The sequence below is a fragment of the Pseudoalteromonas tetraodonis genome, from assembly GCF_002310835.1.
Taxonomy (GTDB): domain Bacteria; phylum Pseudomonadota; class Gammaproteobacteria; order Enterobacterales; family Alteromonadaceae; genus Pseudoalteromonas; species Pseudoalteromonas tetraodonis.
Genome location: NZ_CP011041.1, coordinates 2,251,836 through 2,269,637, shown reverse-complemented (window position 1 = coordinate 2,269,637; position 17,802 = coordinate 2,251,836). Strand labels below are relative to the sequence as shown.

The 17,802-nt window shown below is 39.0% G+C and carries 14 protein-coding genes; 4 read left to right on the top strand and 10 right to left on the bottom strand.

Annotation, left to right across the window (positions count from 1 at the left end):
• Positions 1–8 precede the first annotated feature (8 nt).
• The 4 genes from PTET_RS10610 to PTET_RS10595 all read right to left on the bottom strand — a co-directional run bounded on the left by PTET_RS10610 (position 9) and on the right by PTET_RS10595 (position 3,716).
• Positions 9–410, bottom strand: a complete 402-nt coding sequence (locus PTET_RS10610; protein ID WP_076922229.1) for a DUF6691 family protein — start codon at positions 408–410, stop codon at positions 9–11.
• 3 nt (positions 411–413) lie between these two features.
• Positions 414–827 (bottom strand): YeeE/YedE family protein, encoded by a 414-nt coding sequence (locus PTET_RS10605; protein ID WP_076922230.1) that lies wholly within the window; start codon positions 825–827, stop codon positions 414–416.
• Between the two features lie 3 nt (positions 828–830).
• Positions 831–2,090: an OmpP1/FadL family transporter gene (locus tag PTET_RS10600; protein ID WP_096038612.1), complete on the bottom strand. Its 1,260-nt coding sequence runs from the start codon at positions 2,088–2,090 to the stop codon at positions 831–833.
• A 201-nt stretch (positions 2,091–2,291) separates the two neighbouring features.
• Positions 2,292–3,716 (bottom strand): sugar porter family MFS transporter, encoded by a 1,425-nt coding sequence (locus tag PTET_RS10595; RefSeq protein ID WP_096038611.1) that lies wholly within the window; start codon positions 3,714–3,716, stop codon positions 2,292–2,294.
• A gap of 486 nt (positions 3,717–4,202) precedes the next feature.
• Here PTET_RS10595 and PTET_RS10590 point away from each other — a divergent pair, with 486 nt between their 5' ends.
• Entirely contained in the window at positions 4,203–6,359 is a 2,157-nt protein-coding gene (locus tag PTET_RS10590; RefSeq protein WP_096038610.1) for an exonuclease domain-containing protein, read from the top strand.
• Positions 6,360–6,599: 240 nt separating this feature from the next.
• Complete coding sequence (locus tag PTET_RS10585) at positions 6,600–7,127, top strand: SEL1-like repeat protein (RefSeq protein ID WP_096038609.1); 528 nt, start codon at positions 6,600–6,602, stop codon at positions 7,125–7,127.
• A 2-nt stretch (positions 7,128–7,129) separates the two neighbouring features.
• On the opposite strand, the gene PTET_RS10580 is transcribed toward PTET_RS10585, so the two are convergent.
• The 6 genes from PTET_RS10580 to dinG are packed head-to-tail and all read right to left on the bottom strand — an operon-like array spanning position 7,130 to position 11,946.
• Positions 7,130–7,282 carry a YbaM family protein gene (locus tag PTET_RS10580; RefSeq protein WP_081762898.1) on the bottom strand — a complete coding sequence of 51 codons (153 nt, stop codon included), beginning with the start codon at positions 7,280–7,282 and terminating at the stop codon, positions 7,130–7,132.
• The gene (locus tag PTET_RS10575; RefSeq protein WP_024601574.1) at positions 7,275–7,547 is read right to left on the bottom strand and encodes a late competence development ComFB family protein; all 273 of its coding nucleotides are present in this window, start codon (positions 7,545–7,547) and stop codon (positions 7,275–7,277) included. Before PTET_RS10575 ends, PTET_RS10580 begins: the two co-directional genes overlap by 8 nt.
• A gap of 50 nt (positions 7,548–7,597) precedes the next feature.
• Positions 7,598–8,485 carry a histone deacetylase family protein gene (locus tag PTET_RS10570; RefSeq protein WP_096038608.1) on the bottom strand — a complete coding sequence of 296 codons (888 nt, stop codon included), beginning with the start codon at positions 8,483–8,485 and terminating at the stop codon, positions 7,598–7,600.
• The gene (locus tag PTET_RS10565; protein WP_096038607.1) at positions 8,485–9,093 is read right to left on the bottom strand and encodes a primosomal replication protein; all 609 of its coding nucleotides are present in this window, start codon (positions 9,091–9,093) and stop codon (positions 8,485–8,487) included. Before PTET_RS10565 ends, PTET_RS10570 begins: the two co-directional genes overlap by 1 nt.
• Before the next feature lies 1 nt (position 9,094).
• Positions 9,095–9,871, bottom strand: coding sequence for a TSUP family transporter (locus PTET_RS10560; protein WP_016898974.1), 777 nt, complete (start codon positions 9,869–9,871; stop codon positions 9,095–9,097).
• The gene (gene dinG, locus PTET_RS10555) at positions 9,871–11,946 is read right to left on the bottom strand and encodes an ATP-dependent DNA helicase DinG (RefSeq protein ID WP_028834065.1); all 2,076 of its coding nucleotides are present in this window, start codon (positions 11,944–11,946) and stop codon (positions 9,871–9,873) included. Before dinG ends, PTET_RS10560 begins: the two co-directional genes overlap by 1 nt.
• Positions 11,947–12,006: 60 nt before the next feature.
• Here dinG and PTET_RS10550 point away from each other — a divergent pair, with 60 nt between their 5' ends.
• Together PTET_RS10550 and PTET_RS10545 are read left to right on the top strand one after the other, a co-directional pair.
• Complete coding sequence (locus tag PTET_RS10550) at positions 12,007–14,352, top strand: DNA polymerase II (protein ID WP_096038922.1); 2,346 nt, start codon at positions 12,007–12,009, stop codon at positions 14,350–14,352.
• Between the two features lie 416 nt (positions 14,353–14,768).
• Positions 14,769–17,660, top strand: a complete 2,892-nt coding sequence (locus tag PTET_RS10545; protein WP_058154990.1) for a TonB-dependent receptor domain-containing protein — start codon at positions 14,769–14,771, stop codon at positions 17,658–17,660.
• Positions 17,661–17,802: the final 142 nt, after the last annotated feature.

Sequence of the window (17,802 nt, the reverse complement as noted above, 5' to 3'; positions counted from 1 at the left end):
AATTCATATTATACTTTTTTGGTCAGCCACATACCGCCAAGTACGGAAGCAAAAAATAACCAAAACTCTGTTTTAAGTGATACCAGTTGTACAAGCCCGGGGCCCGGGCACACGCCGCTTAAGCCCCAACCTAAACCAAATAAAATAGAGCCAGTAATTAACCGCGTATCGACCTTTTTTAAATCGCTAAGGCTTAGTTTGTCGGTAAACACCGGCGTGCCTTTTTTAGTGAGCCAAAACCATGCGCCCATCATAATGGTCATTGCAACAGCCATAACAATAATTAAGCTACCGTCCCATTGCTGATTAAAAGTGAGAAAGTTAAGCACTTTATCTGGGTTGGTCATGCCACTAATAATTAGTCCCAAACCAAATACAAACCCTAAAATAAGCGTAATAATTGCGTGCATGATTTACCCTACTAAATTAGCGGTGATAATGGCGATTGCCATAAACGTACAGGTTGATACCCATGAACGAGCCGAAAAGCGCGACATACCACACACGCCGTGACCACTGGTGCAGCCATTCGCTAACGTGGTTCCCGCACCGACCAAAAGCCCTGCAATAATAATCATCCAAGGGGATAAGCTTAATTCACCTACTAACAGCTCAGGGGCAAATAATTGAATAAATACACCTGCTAGTAATAACCCCATCATAAAACAAAGTTTCCAACGAGAAGCTGCTGCCAGTGGATTAAAAATTGATTTTATAAGCCCTGAAATTCCCGCCACTTTACCAAATAAAACCAGTAATAACGCGCAGGCTAGACCAATTAAACCACCGCCAATAGCCCCAGATAGTGGTGTGAATTCGGTTGTCATCGTTTAAATCCTCCAAGCAAGGGATACACCCAATCCTGATTGTTCCATTGAAATTGATAGTTGTTGATTAGGCGCTAAATAGTTTGCACCTGCTACATTTTTAGAAGGTGAATAAAAAGCCATTGCGTTAAATTGCACCGCGTCACTAAGTGCATGACTAATGCCTGCTGTAAAATGCCATTCTTGTACACCGGGCGCTAAAATATTAAATAAAATGTCAGATGATGGAATGGGTTGCTCGGTATAAGAAGCACCAAACCTAATTTTTTGTTGCTCAGTGCGTTGCCATTGATAACCCAGTTTATAAATACTCATATCGTGCCAACGAAAGCCTGCTCCGGCTTCAGCCCCTAGTGGCGCTGACATTAAATTAGTAATAGGGTTGGCGATACTTTTTACTTCACTGTAATTTATTTTTTGCCAATCAAACACCACTTGGTGCGATGGTAAAAACTGCCAAGCGGTACCGAGCTGAATAGAGCTTGGTAAATCAAACCCGCCTTGCTCTGCAAACAGGCCGCTGTAACGGTCAAATTCATCCATAGACACTGATGAACGGTAACTGGCGCCCCAGCTAAATGACGAGTTAATAATGTGGCTGATCCCAAGTTGCATTCCAATGCCTGTGCTGGTATCAACGCCATTATTAGACAGCGCCTCTGGCTTTTGCGAAAAGGCGGCAAAATTTGCCAAACCTTGTGCTTCAAATTGTTGCACTACATAAATAGCAGATACACCTAGGCGTATTTGTTCATTTAATTGATAGCTCATGGTTGGGCTGACAAATAACTGTTTTAAGTCAACACCAGTGGTGCCGCCATAAAATGTGCCTTGAGGGGCAGAATCAGCCACATATTCTGTGTTCATTCCGCCGTTACCGTAAACTAATAGGCCAATATTAATGCGCTCATTTAGTTGATGGCCAATAGCAAATTCGGGAATTGCAAATAAGCTGTTATCACTTTTTTTGGTGGTTGCGTCCAAATACAGTGCATTGGGAAAGTATTCATCGACCTTTGCAGCGGTGTAGTTACGCTCAGGAGCAAATAATTCTATACCTACCGACATTTGCGTGCCATTAGCTGAAAAAGTAGCCGGGTTATTTGCACCCGACATTAATTCTTCTGATAACGCTACACCAGCACCTGCCATGCCTTTGTGAGTCATACCGTAGCCATGGGTAAAATAGCCATTCGTTGCAAATACATTAAATGTGCTTAACGCAGAGGTGAAAACAAGGCCTGAGAGTAACTGTTTTTTCATTTAAATTGAGATTAAGTAGAAAAAGTTGGTGAACAATAGCTAACTTTTTATATTCCAAAAAAGAACTTTAAAAGATTATATATACTAAAAAAGCATATTGTTTGTGGATGAGGAACAGGTAATGAAAGTGCTTACAAAGGAGGGTTAAATACGCTGGAGTAAAACAGCATTATTAAGCGCTATTTTACTCCAGCCAAGTAATTACATTGACTCTAATTTCATGCCGCGTGTTTCTTTAATGTATTTGACCACAAAGAACACACTAATAAACGCTGAGAGAGTGTAAAAACCATAGGCGCCTGCTAAACCAATACTACCTAGCATGATAGGGAAGGTCATAGTAATAGCAAAGTTAGCTATCCACTGCGCACTAGCAGCAACTGCAAGCGCTGCACCACGGATGCGGTTATTAAACATTTCGCCAAGCAGTACCCACACAATTGGGCCCCAGCTTAAACCAAAAAATACCACAAACAGGTTAGCCATTATTAAAGCAAAGGTACCCATATTTTCACTAAGTGCTAACTTGCCCGCTTCATCAAGGCCTGCACTGCCAAAGGTGTAGGTAAGTGCACTTAAACTAATAAACATACCTATACTACCTACCAGTAACAATGGCTTACGTCCCACTTTATCAACTAAAGCAATGGCAATAAAAGTAGACAAAATATTAGTGGTACCCGCAAGCACGTTTATAAACAGTGATTGTGATTCATCAAAACCAGCGGCTTGCCAAAGTTCTGAACCGTAATAAAATACCACGTTAATACCAACAAATTGTTGAAACACTGACAAGGCCACACCCACCCAAACAATAGGGTGTACTTTTTTACTGCCATCAATATATAAGTCGCGAATACTTGGTTTTTTATCACTTTTCAGAGACTGCTTTACGTCACTGATTTGTGTATCAGCATCGTCATTTGAGATTTTATTAAATACAGTTTTAGCGTGTTTAAGCTTGCCTTGTGCGACTAAGTAACGCGGTGACTCAGGAATAAAAAGTACGCCAATCAAAAATAAGCCTGCAGGAACCAGTTCAGCCCAAAACATCCAGCGCCATGCAGCTAAGTCTAACAGTAAAATACCCTCGGCACCGCCTGCGGCATTAGCAATTAGGTAGTTACTTAAAAAGGCAGCAAACAGACCCAGCACAATAGCAAGCTGCTGCAGTGTTGCTAAACGGCCGCGTAAGCTGGCAGGTGCTACTTCTGCAATATAAGCCGGCGCTAAAACAGATGCCGCACCTATACCTAATCCACCAAATAAGCGGTAAAAAATAAACTCAGCTGAGCTATCAGCAATACCAGAGCCAAATGCACTGATAGCAAATATAAGTGCAGTGACAATCATAATAGCGCGACGGCCAAATTTGTCAGCTAATGGGCCAGCAGCTAAAGCACCCAGCGCACAACCAAGTAAAACAGAGGCAACATTAAACCCTGTTGCTACACTGCTTGAGTTAAATGTATTACCTAATGCCGATACAGTGCCGTTTATAACGCCTGAATCAAAACCAAATAAAAAGCCACCAATGGCGGCAACAGCCGATATAAAAATAACGTATAAAAGTGAGCACTTTGCCGCTGCGCTTTGCTCACCTTTAGTTGCATGCTGTGTTGTCATGTTGTTCAATCCTAATTTTTATTATGTGTAATGAAGTTAAAGTACCACTAATAATTTGCGGGCAACCTTAGCACAGAGTAATCACGCTAAAAAAGATATTTCAATAGTAATACGTATGCATAAATAAATTAATTGAGTTGTGCGAGGGTCTGTTTATCTTTTGAGATTGAAGTTTCAGCAGTGTGTTTGGTTTTTAAGCAAAATAGATCTTTTGCCATGTGAATGCCCGTAAATAGGTACTAACGCTTCGTTAATGTTAAACACGCACTGCTTGAAGGGTTCTGCTATCTACACAGGTGAAGATAAGGTGCAGGGTATAAAAAGGGTGCTCGGTTTTAACTTAGTTTATTAGGTAACAAACCTCGCTGAAATTAAAGCGCCCGAGATTGAATCAATTTAAATTCTAAAAGGCTATTAACTCCTAATTGGGTTGCTAAAAGCGCTCAAATAATTATACTGTTTTTATATACAGCATTGGCGGTTTTTATGAGAAAAGAGTTACCAGCAAAATATTATTTGGCACATTTTAAAGAGCTAATAGGCTTTGTGAGCGATAAATGTATGCATTTACTTGAGCAAAAGCACATTACATTTATTAATAAAATAAACACGCTCGACGAGCAAAGCCAATGCATGCTAGCACGAATTTATTCTCGTAAGCCTTATTTAGTGCAAACTCAGTCATTAAATTATGAAGAGATTATTTCGCCTTATCAGTCACTTTTTAATTTAAAAACAGCCGGATTAGTATATGAACCCTCACAAACAGACGCTAAGCAACTGCTTAGTCATCTAACAAAGCCGGCCTTAATTGAGTTGTTAGCTCAACAAGAGCAGCCACCATTATTTAAAAAAAGTGCTGCTAAAAGTTGTTTAGTTGAAGTCGCTATTTCATTTTTTGAATCTAAGCCAGAGCGTCTTTCGCATTTGTATAATCAGTACGTGATCAATAATAGAGAAGAGTATTACGAGTATTTTGAATTTTTGTATATTGGCAGGCTCAGTGCCGGTGATGTTAATCATCAAAACCGGTTTGTACTAAGAGATTTAGGGGTAACTCCTGTTAGGCAAGGGCATAATGAAAGTTTGTCTCGCTTTGACTCAATTGAGGAAGCGCAATCTAACTATGTGTTAAACCGTTTTCGGTTAGCTGTTAAAAACGCGAAAGATGACAATGAAAATGAGATGCTAGCAAAACAATTAATTAATGAATTAGCAGTAGGGGTTATAGCTCGAGAGCTAAAGAATAAGTTATTGGTCATACTTTATAAGCAACTAAAAACAACTAACCCTGTATTAGCGTTTGATGTACTTAATGCCTGCGAAGACGATACGCACGCACTAGAAATTCAAATAAGAGAGCAATACCGTTTAGGTAATAAAGAATGGGTAAAGGCGCAACTTGAGAAAATTATAGAAAATCCGCTCACCGATGAGTTACTGTACTTTGCGGATGACTTTTTAATGCGCAAATTTAACAAGCAAACACGCTCACGGCTTAGTGAAATGTTAGCCAGTACACGCTGTATTATAGAAGTTGATGAACTTTACCGTGGCGATGTTGAGTTAGGTGTAAGTGATCACTACACTCGTCAAGGCAAGCAGGTTTTTTATACTGAGAATACCTTGTGGCAAAGCTTATTTGCGCTGGTTTTTTGGCAGGAACTTTTTATTGAAACCCCAACCCCCCCCTGCAATGAATTTGATATTTTCCCGCAAGCGTTAAAAACAGACTCCTTTTACTTAAATCAATCCTCACAAATAGAAGCGCGGCTGGCTGCGTGTAATAGTACCTCCAAATTGCTGCGTTTAGTGTGTCACCATGCAGCGAAGTATTATGAGCAACCAAATGGCTTATTTAGATGGCACAAAGATGTATTAAAGCCATTAGAGATGCTTATTTTAAACAGCCCGATAAATGCGCTATTAAGCCATTTAAAAAACATGGCAAAAAACTATCGACAATTAAAAGATGGTTACCCCGATTTAATGATTGTTGATAACAGCGCAGTTCATTTTGAAGAGGTAAAAGCGCCCGGAGACAAGCTTAAAAGAAACCAGCTAGTGAGCATCGATAATTTAAAAAACAGTGGTTTTAAAGTCAATATTGCAGCGGTGAAGTGGTATGTAGACCCTAACCGTATTTATAGTGTAGTTGATATTGAAACTACAGGAGGCCTCAAAGGCGGTAACCGCATTACCGAAATTGGTATTGTTAAAATAAAGCAGGGCGAAATAGTTGATACATGGACCACATTGATAAACCCAGAGCGTCCCATCCCGCGTTTTATTACCTCGCTTACAGGCATTAACGATGCCATGGTAAGCAATGCGCCCATATTTAGCGAGATTGCAGCGCCGTTACTGAATCAATTATCAGGCAGTATTTTTGTGGCGCATAATGTTAATTTTGATTATGGATTTATTAAAAAAGAGCTTGAGAGGATAGGGATTAATTTTAAAATGCCGAAACTGTGTACAGTCGTTGAATCACGCAAAGCATTTAAGGGATTAAAGTCATACTCACTCGGTAATTTATCGGCACACTTTAATTTAGACTTAACCAATCATCACCGTGCATTAGACGATGCCAAAGCGGCCGCGCAGTTATTATTACTGGTTCAGCAAACGGACAGTCAGTGATAGATTTACGTCAGTTAAATGCATTGTGCGTAAAGTAAAGTACCTTATGTATAAATACAGGGTATTAAAAAATAGGTTTATCTATTTTTAATGGGCGATTAAAACTGCGCTTATAAAAATAATCGCTGTAAGCTTTGCAATCCCATGATAATATTAAATTTATGTTAACAGGTTTTAGGGCAGATGCTTTAAAAGTGGTGTATGTTTCTGGGCAAAAACAATAATAAATTAAGGATAATAATGAATCATCGACAATTGAGTGCCACTTTGCTGGTATTGATGGCTTTAATAACTGGCTGTAATTCGTCACCAATAAGTCTTTACAGCGATAATACCATGAAGAAAAAAGAATATAATGGTGTTAAGGCATACAGAAAAGGGGAGTTTGAAGAGGCTTTTAACTATTTAGAAGAGCCCGCTGCATTGGGCTATAAAAGTGCACAATACACCCTAGCGTTTATGTTTTTAAAAGGGCAATATTTAGAGCAATCAACTAAGCTTGGTATGGGGTGGTTGGGTGTTGCTGCAGAAGCAGGCGTTGAAAATTGGTCACAACAATATGATACTTTTTATACTGCTGCGACAACACACGAGAAGCAAGAAATAGATGCAATTGTTGCCGTTTATATTGAGCAGTTTGGTGTTAAAGCTCAAAACATGACCTGCCGTAGGTCAACATCACCTAGGCGCACATTCGGCGAAATTAAAATTGATTGTAATAAACACGATGGTGTTGTCACCGTTCATGAAATACAAACAATAGAATAAAGCTAGTTACTAACTAGCTTTTTCTCAAAGTCACTTTTTACGATATCGAGCGCTTTTAATACTTCTTCGGGCTCTACGTCGTGTTGCTCTAATATCATAATTAAATCAACAGCCAGTTTTATGTGTGTAGGGGCGTCTTCTAGCGGGTTACTCATTAATATCTTTCTTTTTAGCAATCTGATCAATCGCAAAGTTAATGGCAAGTTCAACGCGTTGTTCCATATCCATACGATCTGTTTGGGTTAGATAAAACGCCATGTCTACATCGTATCGAATATAGCGAGGTGGTAACTGATTGAGCACGGTACAGCAAAAGTCAGCCATTACATCGTCGTTGTAACGTTCATTAAGTTTACGTTTTTCTATTTCTTCTAAAACGAGTTTTTCGTAAAAATTATGTATGTCGTCATCTAATCGCATATTCCAGTCACTCTTTGTTATTGTCTTTAATGAGTCTATACCAAGGATTGTTATAAATCGAGAGCCGCTTTAAATAGTTGTTTATGGACACTGACTAAATCATTGATGTTACGCTGATAACCACCACCTAAAGCGCACATAAGCGGGATGTTTCGCTGCTTACAAAAGTTAAGAACGGCAAAGTCACGCGCGTATACGCCAGCCAAAGAAACATCAAATAAGCCAAGTTCGTCTTTGGTATAAATATCGGCGCCCGCATTATATAAAATAATATCGGGCTGGTGGAGGCGAACACATAACTCAAGAGCTTGCTCTAGTGTTGTTAAATACTCTGCATCTGTGATGTTTGCAGGTAAGCCAAAGTCGTAGTTTGAGTGCTGTTTTTGCCGAGGAAAGTTTTGTTCACAGTGAATTGAACAACTAATTATCTGCTCGTGCTGTTGGGTTATTTGTGCTGTGCCGTCACCTTGATGCACGTCACAATCAAATATTAATACGGTGTCGGCTTGCTCCGTTGCAATAAGGTGGGCTGCAGCAATGGCTAAATCATTAAAAATACAAAAGCCACTGCCGTAATTGCTGTAAGCATGATGATAACCGCCACTTAAATTAGCCGCTAAACCACTTTTAATTGCACTTTCAGCGGCTTGAATGCTAGCACCAACAGAGTAAAGGGTTCGCTCAACAAGTTCAGGTGAGTGCGGAAATCCCATTTTTTTAACTGCTTGGTCAGTTAACGAGCCATTTAAAAAATCAGCGATGTACTCTGAGCTATGACACAATTTCAATTGCGCTGTTGTTGCTGGCGAAGGCGATATAAACTGGGTGTAGCCTAAAAATTCAACTTCATGCTTGAGCTGCTGATACTTTTTAATTGGAAAGCGATGGCGTTCAGGTAACTCTAATTGCGAGTACAGATGGTGATAATAAAGCTGCATTAGCGTAACTGTTGTTTTTCTACTTGTTGAATTTTGTCTTCGGTGGCAGAAATTGCTTTTCTACAACGCCCGAGTCGTGCATGAGTGGTTAAAATTTCTTGATTAAGTTTTTGTGTTTGCGCAGGTGATGCTTTTTCCATTTGTAACTTACGCTCTTCAATCATCAGTACTAGGCGGCGTTCAAACTCATGGTTTTGTTTAAGCTCATCATATAACTCATGGGATGATTGCATGATTTTTTGCACTGCTTGTTTGTAAATAGGCTGTTTGGCACGAGGCTTATAATGACTTTTGTTTTCTTTCACCCAAATAGGGGTCGATTTAATTACATTAAAGACCGCTTGTACCTGACTAGCAATGCGCTCAAGTGCGTAAGTGTAGGCATGGCGGTGATCGCTCGGTGGTAGGCTGGCTATTTCATCTTCTATTTCTACTACGTAATCAACCAAGTTCATGCTTTTGGTGCTAAATACGGCTCTGTCAAATAAGCTTGGCTGTGCCTGCATATAACGATTTTTAGCAAATAATTTTGCTTTATCAAATTGCTCAGCTTGTTGCTTAAGCGTAGCAACTTGTTGGCGTAGTTTGTCTAAAGCAGCAGATTGCATCTTAAAAGTATGCCTCGTAAATTAGTTTTAACGCTAAAAGTATAACCATAGTATTAAATACTGGGCGAATAAATTTACTGCCAAAACGAATAGCTGAATGTGCGCCAAACCATGCACCAAGCATGATAAAGAAGCCCATTGTAATTCCCAGTAAAAAGTTAACATGGCCAAGTGCAACAAAGGTGATCAGAGAGATGAAGTTAGAAACAAAATTCATTGAACGCGCCAAACCACAATTGAGTAGCAAACTCATTTTATAAAGCATACCGTTTGAGGCAGTCCAAAAAGTTCCCGTTCCAGGCCCAGCTAAACCATCAAAAAAACCTAGGCTTAATCCTTGTAGCCACTGTTTTACTTTTATTGTGCGGGTTAATTTAGGCAGATCATCACTTTGTGTGGTACTTAAATTACCAAACAAGCTGTAGCAAGCCACTAAAATAATAATAATGGGTAAGAGCTTATTTAAAAACTCGATACTTAAATGATCAACAATAAGTGTGCCTAACAAAGCACCTATGGCGGTAGCCATAATAGAAGCAAACCAAAATCGTGGGTTAAATAGTTGTTTTTTATAATAGGTGATACTGGCCGTTAACGAGCCAAAACTGGCGGCCAATTTATTAGTGCCAAGCGTTAAATGAGGAGGTAATCCTGCCGTTAACAGTGCTGGTACAGTGAGTAATCCACCGCCGCCAGCAATAGCATCAATAAAGCCAGCTAAAAGTGCAACGCCACATAAAATAGCCCAAGTTGTTGGGTCGAGTGCAAGTTCAAACATCAGTAATCTATTTGTCTTTTAAAAGGTGGTAAGGTGTCAAGCATGGCTTTGCCATATCGTTTGGTGACTAGGCGTCTATCTAAAATAGTTATTGTGCCTGCATCACTTTCTTTGCGCAGCAGTCTACCACAGCTTTGTACCAATTTCTTTGCTGCGTCTGGGACGGTTATCGATAAAAACGGATTCCCCCCTTTACTTTGCACAAACTCCGCTTGTGCTTCTTCTATTGGCGAGGTGGGCACCGCAAACGGAATTTTGGTAATAATCAGGTTTTCTAAATATTTTCCAGGTAAATCAAGCCCTTCAGAAAGACTTTGGGTACCAAATAAAATACTGCCTTTGCCTTCATCAATATTTTTAGTATGTAATTTGAGTAAAGCTTCTCGCGACATTTCACCTTGTACTAATAAGTTAAATCCTTTTGTTCTAAGAAACTTACTTACATGGTCCATTTGCCAGTAAGAGGCAAATAACACTAAGTTGGCTTTTTTAGTGTTTAGATACTCGGGTAATGTTTTAGCAATATGATCGCTAAACTCTTTATCTGTTGGCTCTATACTTGAGGCCGGAATGCGTAAAGTGGCTTGTTTTGGGTAGTCAAACGGAGAGGGGACTTTAATAAATTTCACCCCTTCCTCTTTGGCAAGGCCGCTTTCATAGGCAAAATGATCAAATGAACCGAGTGCGCTCAAGGTAGCTGAACATAACACGGCTCCAGCACATTCGTTCCATAGCTTATCTTTTAAATAGTAACCGACTTCAATAGGGCAGTCGCTAAGCAGGTGATCATGATGGCTTTTATATTCAAGTCGTTTTATCCATCGCGCATGCGGTGTGCCTTCGCCTTTAGTAGCGTAACTAAACCATAATTTATTAAGTTGTTCTAACCGGTTTATGTATTGCCCACTTTCAGCCAGAATGGGGTCGGCAACATAAGGTTTAATATCACCGTCGCTTACATCTTGTGTGAGGGTATCGTGCATCTTATTTAAACACCGTAATGCATCAAGCGTGGCTTCGCTAATGTCTTTTGCTTTTGCGTGTAACGATTTAGGAATTTCACCATGTTCAAAGCGATAGGTATCGTCTTTTGAATATTCAAAATCGGCGTTGTCGAGTATATCGCGCACCACTTTTAAATCTTTGTTGGCATCGTTAACGCTATCGCATAACTTAAAGTTTTGCCCAATGCCTTTTTGACCCACTAACACTTTGGCCATTTTGCCACTGAATTTAGTAAGTTTGTCGAGCCAATCTATCGTGCCTTTTATCGTAGCTGCAGCAGATGAAAAGTCGCGGGTAATATGTGCAAGGTGGTGCGCTTCATCGATTACATAAATGGTGTTGTCGGGTTCGGGTAAAATTTTTCCGCCCCCTAAGTCTAAATCGGCTAACAGTAACGAATGGTTTATAACCAATACATCCATTTGCATTAACTGCTGGCGGGCGAGTTGAAAAGGACATGTTTGGTGTGCTTTCATCTGGCGTTGGCAAGCATGCTTATCGCAAGCAATGAGCCCCCATACTCTATCAGGAATGGTATCGGCCCAGCTGTCTCTATCACCTTGCCATTTTTTATTGATATAGGCATCGTAAAGTTGCTTTAAGCACTTAGTTTCCATATCGCTTAATGGCGATGTAAGGGTAGGCATAAACTCCATTTGAGTTTGGCTATCGCTGTTTAGTGCATTATGAAGTTTGTGTGCACAAATATAACGTTGGCGACCTTTGACTAAATCAAATTTAAAATCGAGTCCTGAGTGCTTTTTAAAAAACGGCAGTTCTTTAGCGATTAACTGCTCTTGCAAAGCCACAGTAGCCGTAGAAATAACCAGTTTCTTTTTTTGTGCTAATGCCAGAGGCAGAGCGCCTAGGCAGTAAGCTAATGACTTTCCGGTGCCTGTGCCTGCTTCAATAACACAAATACGTTGTTTTTTATGGTATTCACCGGCTAATGTTTTTGCTATTTCAGCAACTAAATAGTTTTGACTACTGCGAGGGCGGTAATCGGTTAGGTTATTTGCAACATGCTGGTGTACTTGTCTAATTGTTTTTTTAAGTGAGCTCGATAGCATGTGATGATTAACCTAAAATATGTATATAATTACAGTGTATATATTAAGTGGGATCGAACATTGACACAAGCAATCTATCAGGGCTTTATTTTATCAAGGCAACAATACAGCGCTAAAAATACGCAAGGTATTACTTTGTGTTATTGGCTAAGCTCTGATCATGGCCCACTTAAAGTTATTATTGAAAACCAGCAGGCAGTGTTTTTCATCCCATTGTCAGCGCAACATACTGCAAATACTTTACTCGCACAGGCAAATATAAAAGCGCAGTTTAATAAGGTTGAGTTGTGTCATTTTAGTGGCAACGAATGTGTTGCCTGTTACTTTAACGATATAAAAAGTTTATATACTGCACGCGCTCTTTTAGAGCAAGCAATGCCTATTTACGAAGCCGATGTACGCCACAGTGACCGCTTTTTAATGGAGCGCTTTATTAAAGGAGGTGTGTGGGTAACGGGTAACGCCACAACTAAAAATGGCTTTATTGAAATTAGTGACGCAAAGTTAAAAGCAAACAAAGATTACACGCCAACGCTTACATCTATTTCTTTGGATATAGAATGTAATGGCGATGGGGTGTTATTTAGTGTAGCACTTGTGGGAAATGGCTTAGATTGTGTATTGATGATAGGGGAGCCGCAGCAAAGTGATTCGACATTTGAAATAGACTGGTGCTATGACGAAATTAACCTGCTTACCAAGTTGCAGCAGTACATTATAAATAACGATCCTGATGTTATTATTGGTTGGAATGTTATTGATTTTGACTTTAGTTTATTGCAAGAACGCGCAGAGGCGTTAGGACTTACTCTAAACTTTGGCCGAGATAATCAACCTTTATATATTAATAAGGGTCATTACACCCGATTAACGCTTCCTGGGCGGTGCGTCATTGATGGCATTGATACATTAAAAAATGCCACTTACCGATTTGACAGCTTTTCATTAGCCAATGTTGCAGAGCGTGTGCTTAACGAATCTAAATTAATAAAAACCGACAACCGACTAACTGAAATTGTTCGTCAATTTAACGAAGATAAGCTTTCTCTAGCGGCTTATAATCGTCAAGATTGTATTTTGGTTAATCAAATTTTCGAAAAATTAAAGCTATTTGAATTTGCCATTGTCAGAACCCAAATAACAGGGCTCGAACTGGAACGCATGGGTGGCTCGGTTGCCGCATTTACAAACTTATACTTACCGTTATTACACCGCAGTGGTTATGTTGCCCCCAATTTAGGCGATCATGGGCTCTCATTTGAGAGCCCAGGTGGCTATGTGATGGAGTCGACTCCAGGGCTGTATAAAAACGTTTTGGTATTGGATTTTAAAAGCTTATACCCTTCAATTATGCGTACGTTTTGTATTGACCCACTAGGTTTAATCGCAGGGTTAAATGCACCAGAGCAAGCGGTTGAAGGGTTTAATCAGGCGTTATTCTCAAGAACGCAGCACCATCTACCCAAATTAATTGCACACCTGACACAAACTCGCCAAGAGGCAAAAGACACTAATCAACCTATGCTCTCACAAGCGATTAAAATTATTATGAATAGTTTATATGGCGTACTCGGCTCTAAGGGTTGTCGGTTTTACGACCCGCGCTTATCGAGTTCTATCACGTTACGTGGCCATGAGATAATGCAAACAACCCGTAAATGGATAGAAGCGCAAGGCTTTGAGGTGATATATGGTGATACCGACTCTACGTTTGTAAAACTTTGTGAAGATAAAAGCCCTGAGCAATGCAACGAAATTGGCTGCCAACTTGTTCATCATATTAATACCATGTGGCAAGCTGATTTAAAACAACGCTATGATTTACATAGTTATTTAGAAATTGAATTTGAAACTCATTACAGTCCGTTTTTTATGCCAACTATACGAGGTAAAAAAACAGGCTCTAAAAAGCGATATGTAGGGCTAGTAACCAAAAATAATGAAAAAAAACTGGTATTTAAAGGTATGGAAACGGTACGTAGTGACTGGACTGAGTTTGCACAAGAGTTTCAAACACAATTATTTGAGACGTTATTTACTGACAACTTCGAAATACAGCAACTGCACGATATTATAAATAGCTACACTCAAAAACTTTATAATGGTGAGTTCGACCGTAAATTAGTATATAGAAAGCGGTTAGGGCAGCACCTTAACGATTACATCAAAAATATTCCTCCTCATGTTCAAGCTGTTAAAAAATACAAAGCGAATCATCCTGAGTTTGAAATAAAACGCGGGCAAGTGATTGAATATGTTTACGCAGTAACCGGCGCTGAGCTTTATAGCGGTAAAAACACTCTGAACTACCCACTGTACATTCAAAGACAGCTCGACCCTGTTGCGCAAATGATATTAAGCGCATTAAACACAGCATCTGAATCTACACAAGCCTCGTTGTTTTAGCTTAACTATGAGCTTAAAAAGTCTTTTATAGTTAATTATTCGCCTATAAACTTCAAAGGTGAATAAAAAATTTAAAGGTAAATTAACAATTGTGGCCTTGGTTACAATTTTATCTAAAAAGAATACAAAGCGTAATTTAAAAAATCATTTATTAAAACTCATAAAAATCAATTGTTTACCATGATGTTGTTTCTAATTATCAAGTTTGTTTCTAAATCGTATCCATAAATTAATTTAAAAAACTAATAAAATACCGCCAAAAATGATAATGAAAAGTCATGCAAAGTGCTTTTAAAGTTAATTTAATGTTGACCGCCTTGTGTTTGAAGTATTATCATCTGAAGCGTGATCACAAATTAATTAACAAGGTGTGATCAAAAAAATACAAAAACAAATAGTATTCTAGGGAGAATCAAATGTTAAATAACAAAGTTTCAAAAGCTGTTCGTTTAGCGATAGCTTTTGGTGCAGCTTCTACAGCTGCTTTCTCAGCAAGTTCATTTGCTGCAGAAGAAGAAAATGCAGAAAAAGTAGAACGCATTGAAGTAACAGGTTCACGTATATTACGTGAAGGCGCTATTTCACCATCGCCGGTAACCGTAATTACGGGCGAAGACTTAGTTAGCACTGGTGCTTTGAATATCGGTGAAGTACTAAACAAACTACCAGCCTTAGCAACTACCTATTCACTTGCAAACTCAGGCCGTTTTATCGGTACTGCTGGTATCAGTTTATTAGATTTACGTGGTATGGGCAGTGAACGTACATTAGTACTAGTTGACGGTAAACGTCATGTTTCTAGTGCCCCAGGAACATCTTCTGTTGATACGAATACCATTCCAAGCTCTTGGATTGAAAAAGTTGAGATTATTACTGGTGGTGCGTCTGCGGTATATGGTGCCGATGCGGTAACGGGTGTAGTTAACTTCATATTAAAGAAAGATATTACTGGTTTTAATGTATCTGCAACGAAAGGTTTTGCAGATAATAGTTCTTATCAAAATGAAAAATATACTTTTTCTTACGGTAAAGATTTTGCTGAAGGGCGTGGTAATGCTGCATTCTCTGTAGAATATAATACACAAAACTCATTGAATGCTTTAGACAACCCTTGGACTGCAACATCGTATGCATCCATGCCATATGATGTTGTGACAGGTCAATCTCGCCCAGAAGGTCAAATTGATAGCGAAGCTTATCCGGATAGAATAGTAGTCCCTAATGCTGGTTATTATTTAATTTCAAATCAAGGAACTGTTTGGAATCCAAATACAGGTGGTATTTTAGGTAAATTTAATGGTGATAGCTCATTAAACGATGTTTATACAGGTGCTATTGATGATGGCCAATTCTGTGGAAGCGCTGGTTGTGATTTCATTAACTTACGCCAATATTCAGAAATACAACCTAAGTTTGATCGCGTTAATTTTAACTTTAAAACGAATTATGACGTAACAGATGAATTAAACGCATATTTTCAAGCTAAATATTCTAAAACAGAAGGTGAAAATATAGGCCAACCTTTCTTCCGCTTCTTTAGTGGCGCAAATATGATACAGCGAGATAATGCATTTTTATCAGCTGACACTGCAGCATTGATGGATGAAGAAGGGCTATCAATGATCGGTGTAAACAAAATGTACAACGATGTTGGTCGCCGTTTAGAAGAAAATACTCGTGAAACAACTCGGTTTGTAGCAGGTATCCAAGGCTATATTACTGATGATTGGTCTATGGATATCTCTTTAGTTCATGGTAAGTCAGAGATAGAACGTATTAATGGCGCAAATGTTATTTTGGCTAATTATGCTAACGCTATTGATGCTGTGTTTGATGACAGTGGCAATATCGTTTGTCGTAGTGAAACTGCTCGTGCAGATGGTTGTGTTGCAGCAAATATTATGGGTGACGGCGCAATTAGCCAAGAAGCAATTGACTATGTGACAACAACATCAATTGGTACATCAGAAATCAAGCAAACTGTATTCAATGCAACATTTAGTAATTCGGCAATTTATGAACTACCAGCGGGTATGGTTGGTTTTGCTGGTGGTGTTGAGTACCGTGATGAAACAAGTGTGACGATTGAAGATGCTTTTGCTAAAACAGGGGCTACATTCTTTAATGCACTTGGTGAAACGGATGGTGGTTATGATGTAACAGAAGCGTTTTTTGAACTATCAGTACCATTAATTGAAGATGTATTCTTAATCGATACTTTAGTGTTTGACACAGCTGTACGTTATGCTGATTATTCAACTATAGGTGATGCTACAAGCTGGAAATTAGGCTTAGATTGGACTATTACGCCTGAATTACGTGCTCGTTTTACAGTATCTGAAGCGATGCGTGCGCCAAACATTGATGAACTCTTTTCTGGACAAAGTCAGTCATTTGCCAATGTAGATGATAAATGTAAAGTATCTGAGCTTGATCAGTTGAGTGATGCAGGCCGAGCTATTCGTGCAGCTAACTGTGCAGCGCTTGGTGTACCTGCTGATTTTGACTCAAGTTATGATAGCGCAACGCTTGAGACTTTAGTTGGTGGTAATCCAGACCTACAGCCAGAAGAATCTAGATCAATTACGGCAGGTATTGTTTACCAGCCAGAATGGTTAGAAGGCTTTAGTGTAACAGCCGATTACTGGGAAATTGATATTGATGACACAATTAGTGGTATTGGGTTTCAAACTATCATAGACCGTTGTGTAGATTCACCAACTGGTATTGACAATCAATTCTGTGGTCTTATAACTCGTGATCCAAATACAAGTGAAATTACCTTATTAAAAGGTTTTGCACTTAATATCGCACGCAGTCTTAATTCTGGTGTAGATTTTGAGGTGGGTTATGATTTTGATGCTCTAGGTGGTAGTTTTGGTACTAGCTTTATTGGTACTTATTTGATTGAAGCAAAGGATTATCCTTTCTCAGCTGAGCCTGAAAATTACACAGACTATGAAGGTGTATTAGGTAATGAAACATGGCAGGGTAGTATTTCTGTTGATTATACTTATGAAAACCTGGTTGTAGATTTTAGCACACGCTTTATTAACGGTGTTGAGTTATACAATCCTACACAAATAGAAGCAAACCCTAACCCGTCAAATGAAATGCGTTACGGTTCATATTTTATAACTGATGCTTCAGTCGCTTATAACTTTGACAGTGGTGTTGGCTTTAAGTTAGGTGTTGATAACTTATTCAATCGTGGCTTACCAGGAAGTACGACTGGCACAGGTGCAGGCTCAGCGATTTACGATAATATTGGTCGATTTGCCTACCTACAAGCTACTTACAAATTTTAAAGCTATTACCTATTAATATAATATTTTTATACTAATAGAGTTTCTTAGAATTGCAGATAAGTTAAGTATGTAATTAAATACCCTTAATCATTTTGATTAAGGGTATTTTTTTATATTTATACATAATATAGTTCTCTAAATT

Excerpts from the sequence above, each read along its gene's own strand:
- PTET_RS10610 (WP_076922229.1), bottom strand. The coding sequence starts at position 410 with ATGCACGCAATTATTACGCTTATTTTAGGGTTTGTATTTGGTTTGGGA.
- PTET_RS10605 (WP_076922230.1), bottom strand. The coding sequence starts at position 827 with ATGACAACCGAATTCACACCACTATCTGGGGCTATTGGCGGTGGTTTA.
- PTET_RS10600 (WP_096038612.1), bottom strand. The coding sequence starts at position 2,090 with ATGAAAAAACAGTTACTCTCAGGCCTTGTTTTCACCTCTGCGTTAAGC.
- PTET_RS10595 (WP_096038611.1), bottom strand. The coding sequence starts at position 3,716 with ATGACAACACAGCATGCAACTAAAGGTGAGCAAAGCGCAGCGGCAAAG.
- PTET_RS10590 (WP_096038610.1), top strand. The coding sequence starts at position 4,203 with ATGAGAAAAGAGTTACCAGCAAAATATTATTTGGCACATTTTAAAGAG.
- PTET_RS10585 (WP_096038609.1), top strand. The coding sequence starts at position 6,600 with ATGAATCATCGACAATTGAGTGCCACTTTGCTGGTATTGATGGCTTTA.
- PTET_RS10580 (WP_081762898.1), bottom strand. The coding sequence starts at position 7,282 with ATGAGTAACCCGCTAGAAGACGCCCCTACACACATAAAACTGGCTGTT.
- PTET_RS10575 (WP_024601574.1), bottom strand. The coding sequence starts at position 7,547 with ATGCGATTAGATGACGACATACATAATTTTTACGAAAAACTCGTTTTA.
- PTET_RS10570 (WP_096038608.1), bottom strand. The coding sequence starts at position 8,485 with ATGCAGCTTTATTATCACCATCTGTACTCGCAATTAGAGTTACCTGAA.
- PTET_RS10565 (WP_096038607.1), bottom strand. The coding sequence starts at position 9,093 with ATGCAATCTGCTGCTTTAGACAAACTACGCCAACAAGTTGCTACGCTT.
- PTET_RS10560 (WP_016898974.1), bottom strand. The coding sequence starts at position 9,871 with ATGTTTGAACTTGCACTCGACCCAACAACTTGGGCTATTTTATGTGGC.
- dinG (WP_028834065.1), bottom strand. The coding sequence starts at position 11,946 with ATGCTATCGAGCTCACTTAAAAAAACAATTAGACAAGTACACCAGCAT.
- PTET_RS10545 (WP_058154990.1), top strand. The coding sequence starts at position 14,769 with ATGTTAAATAACAAAGTTTCAAAAGCTGTTCGTTTAGCGATAGCTTTT.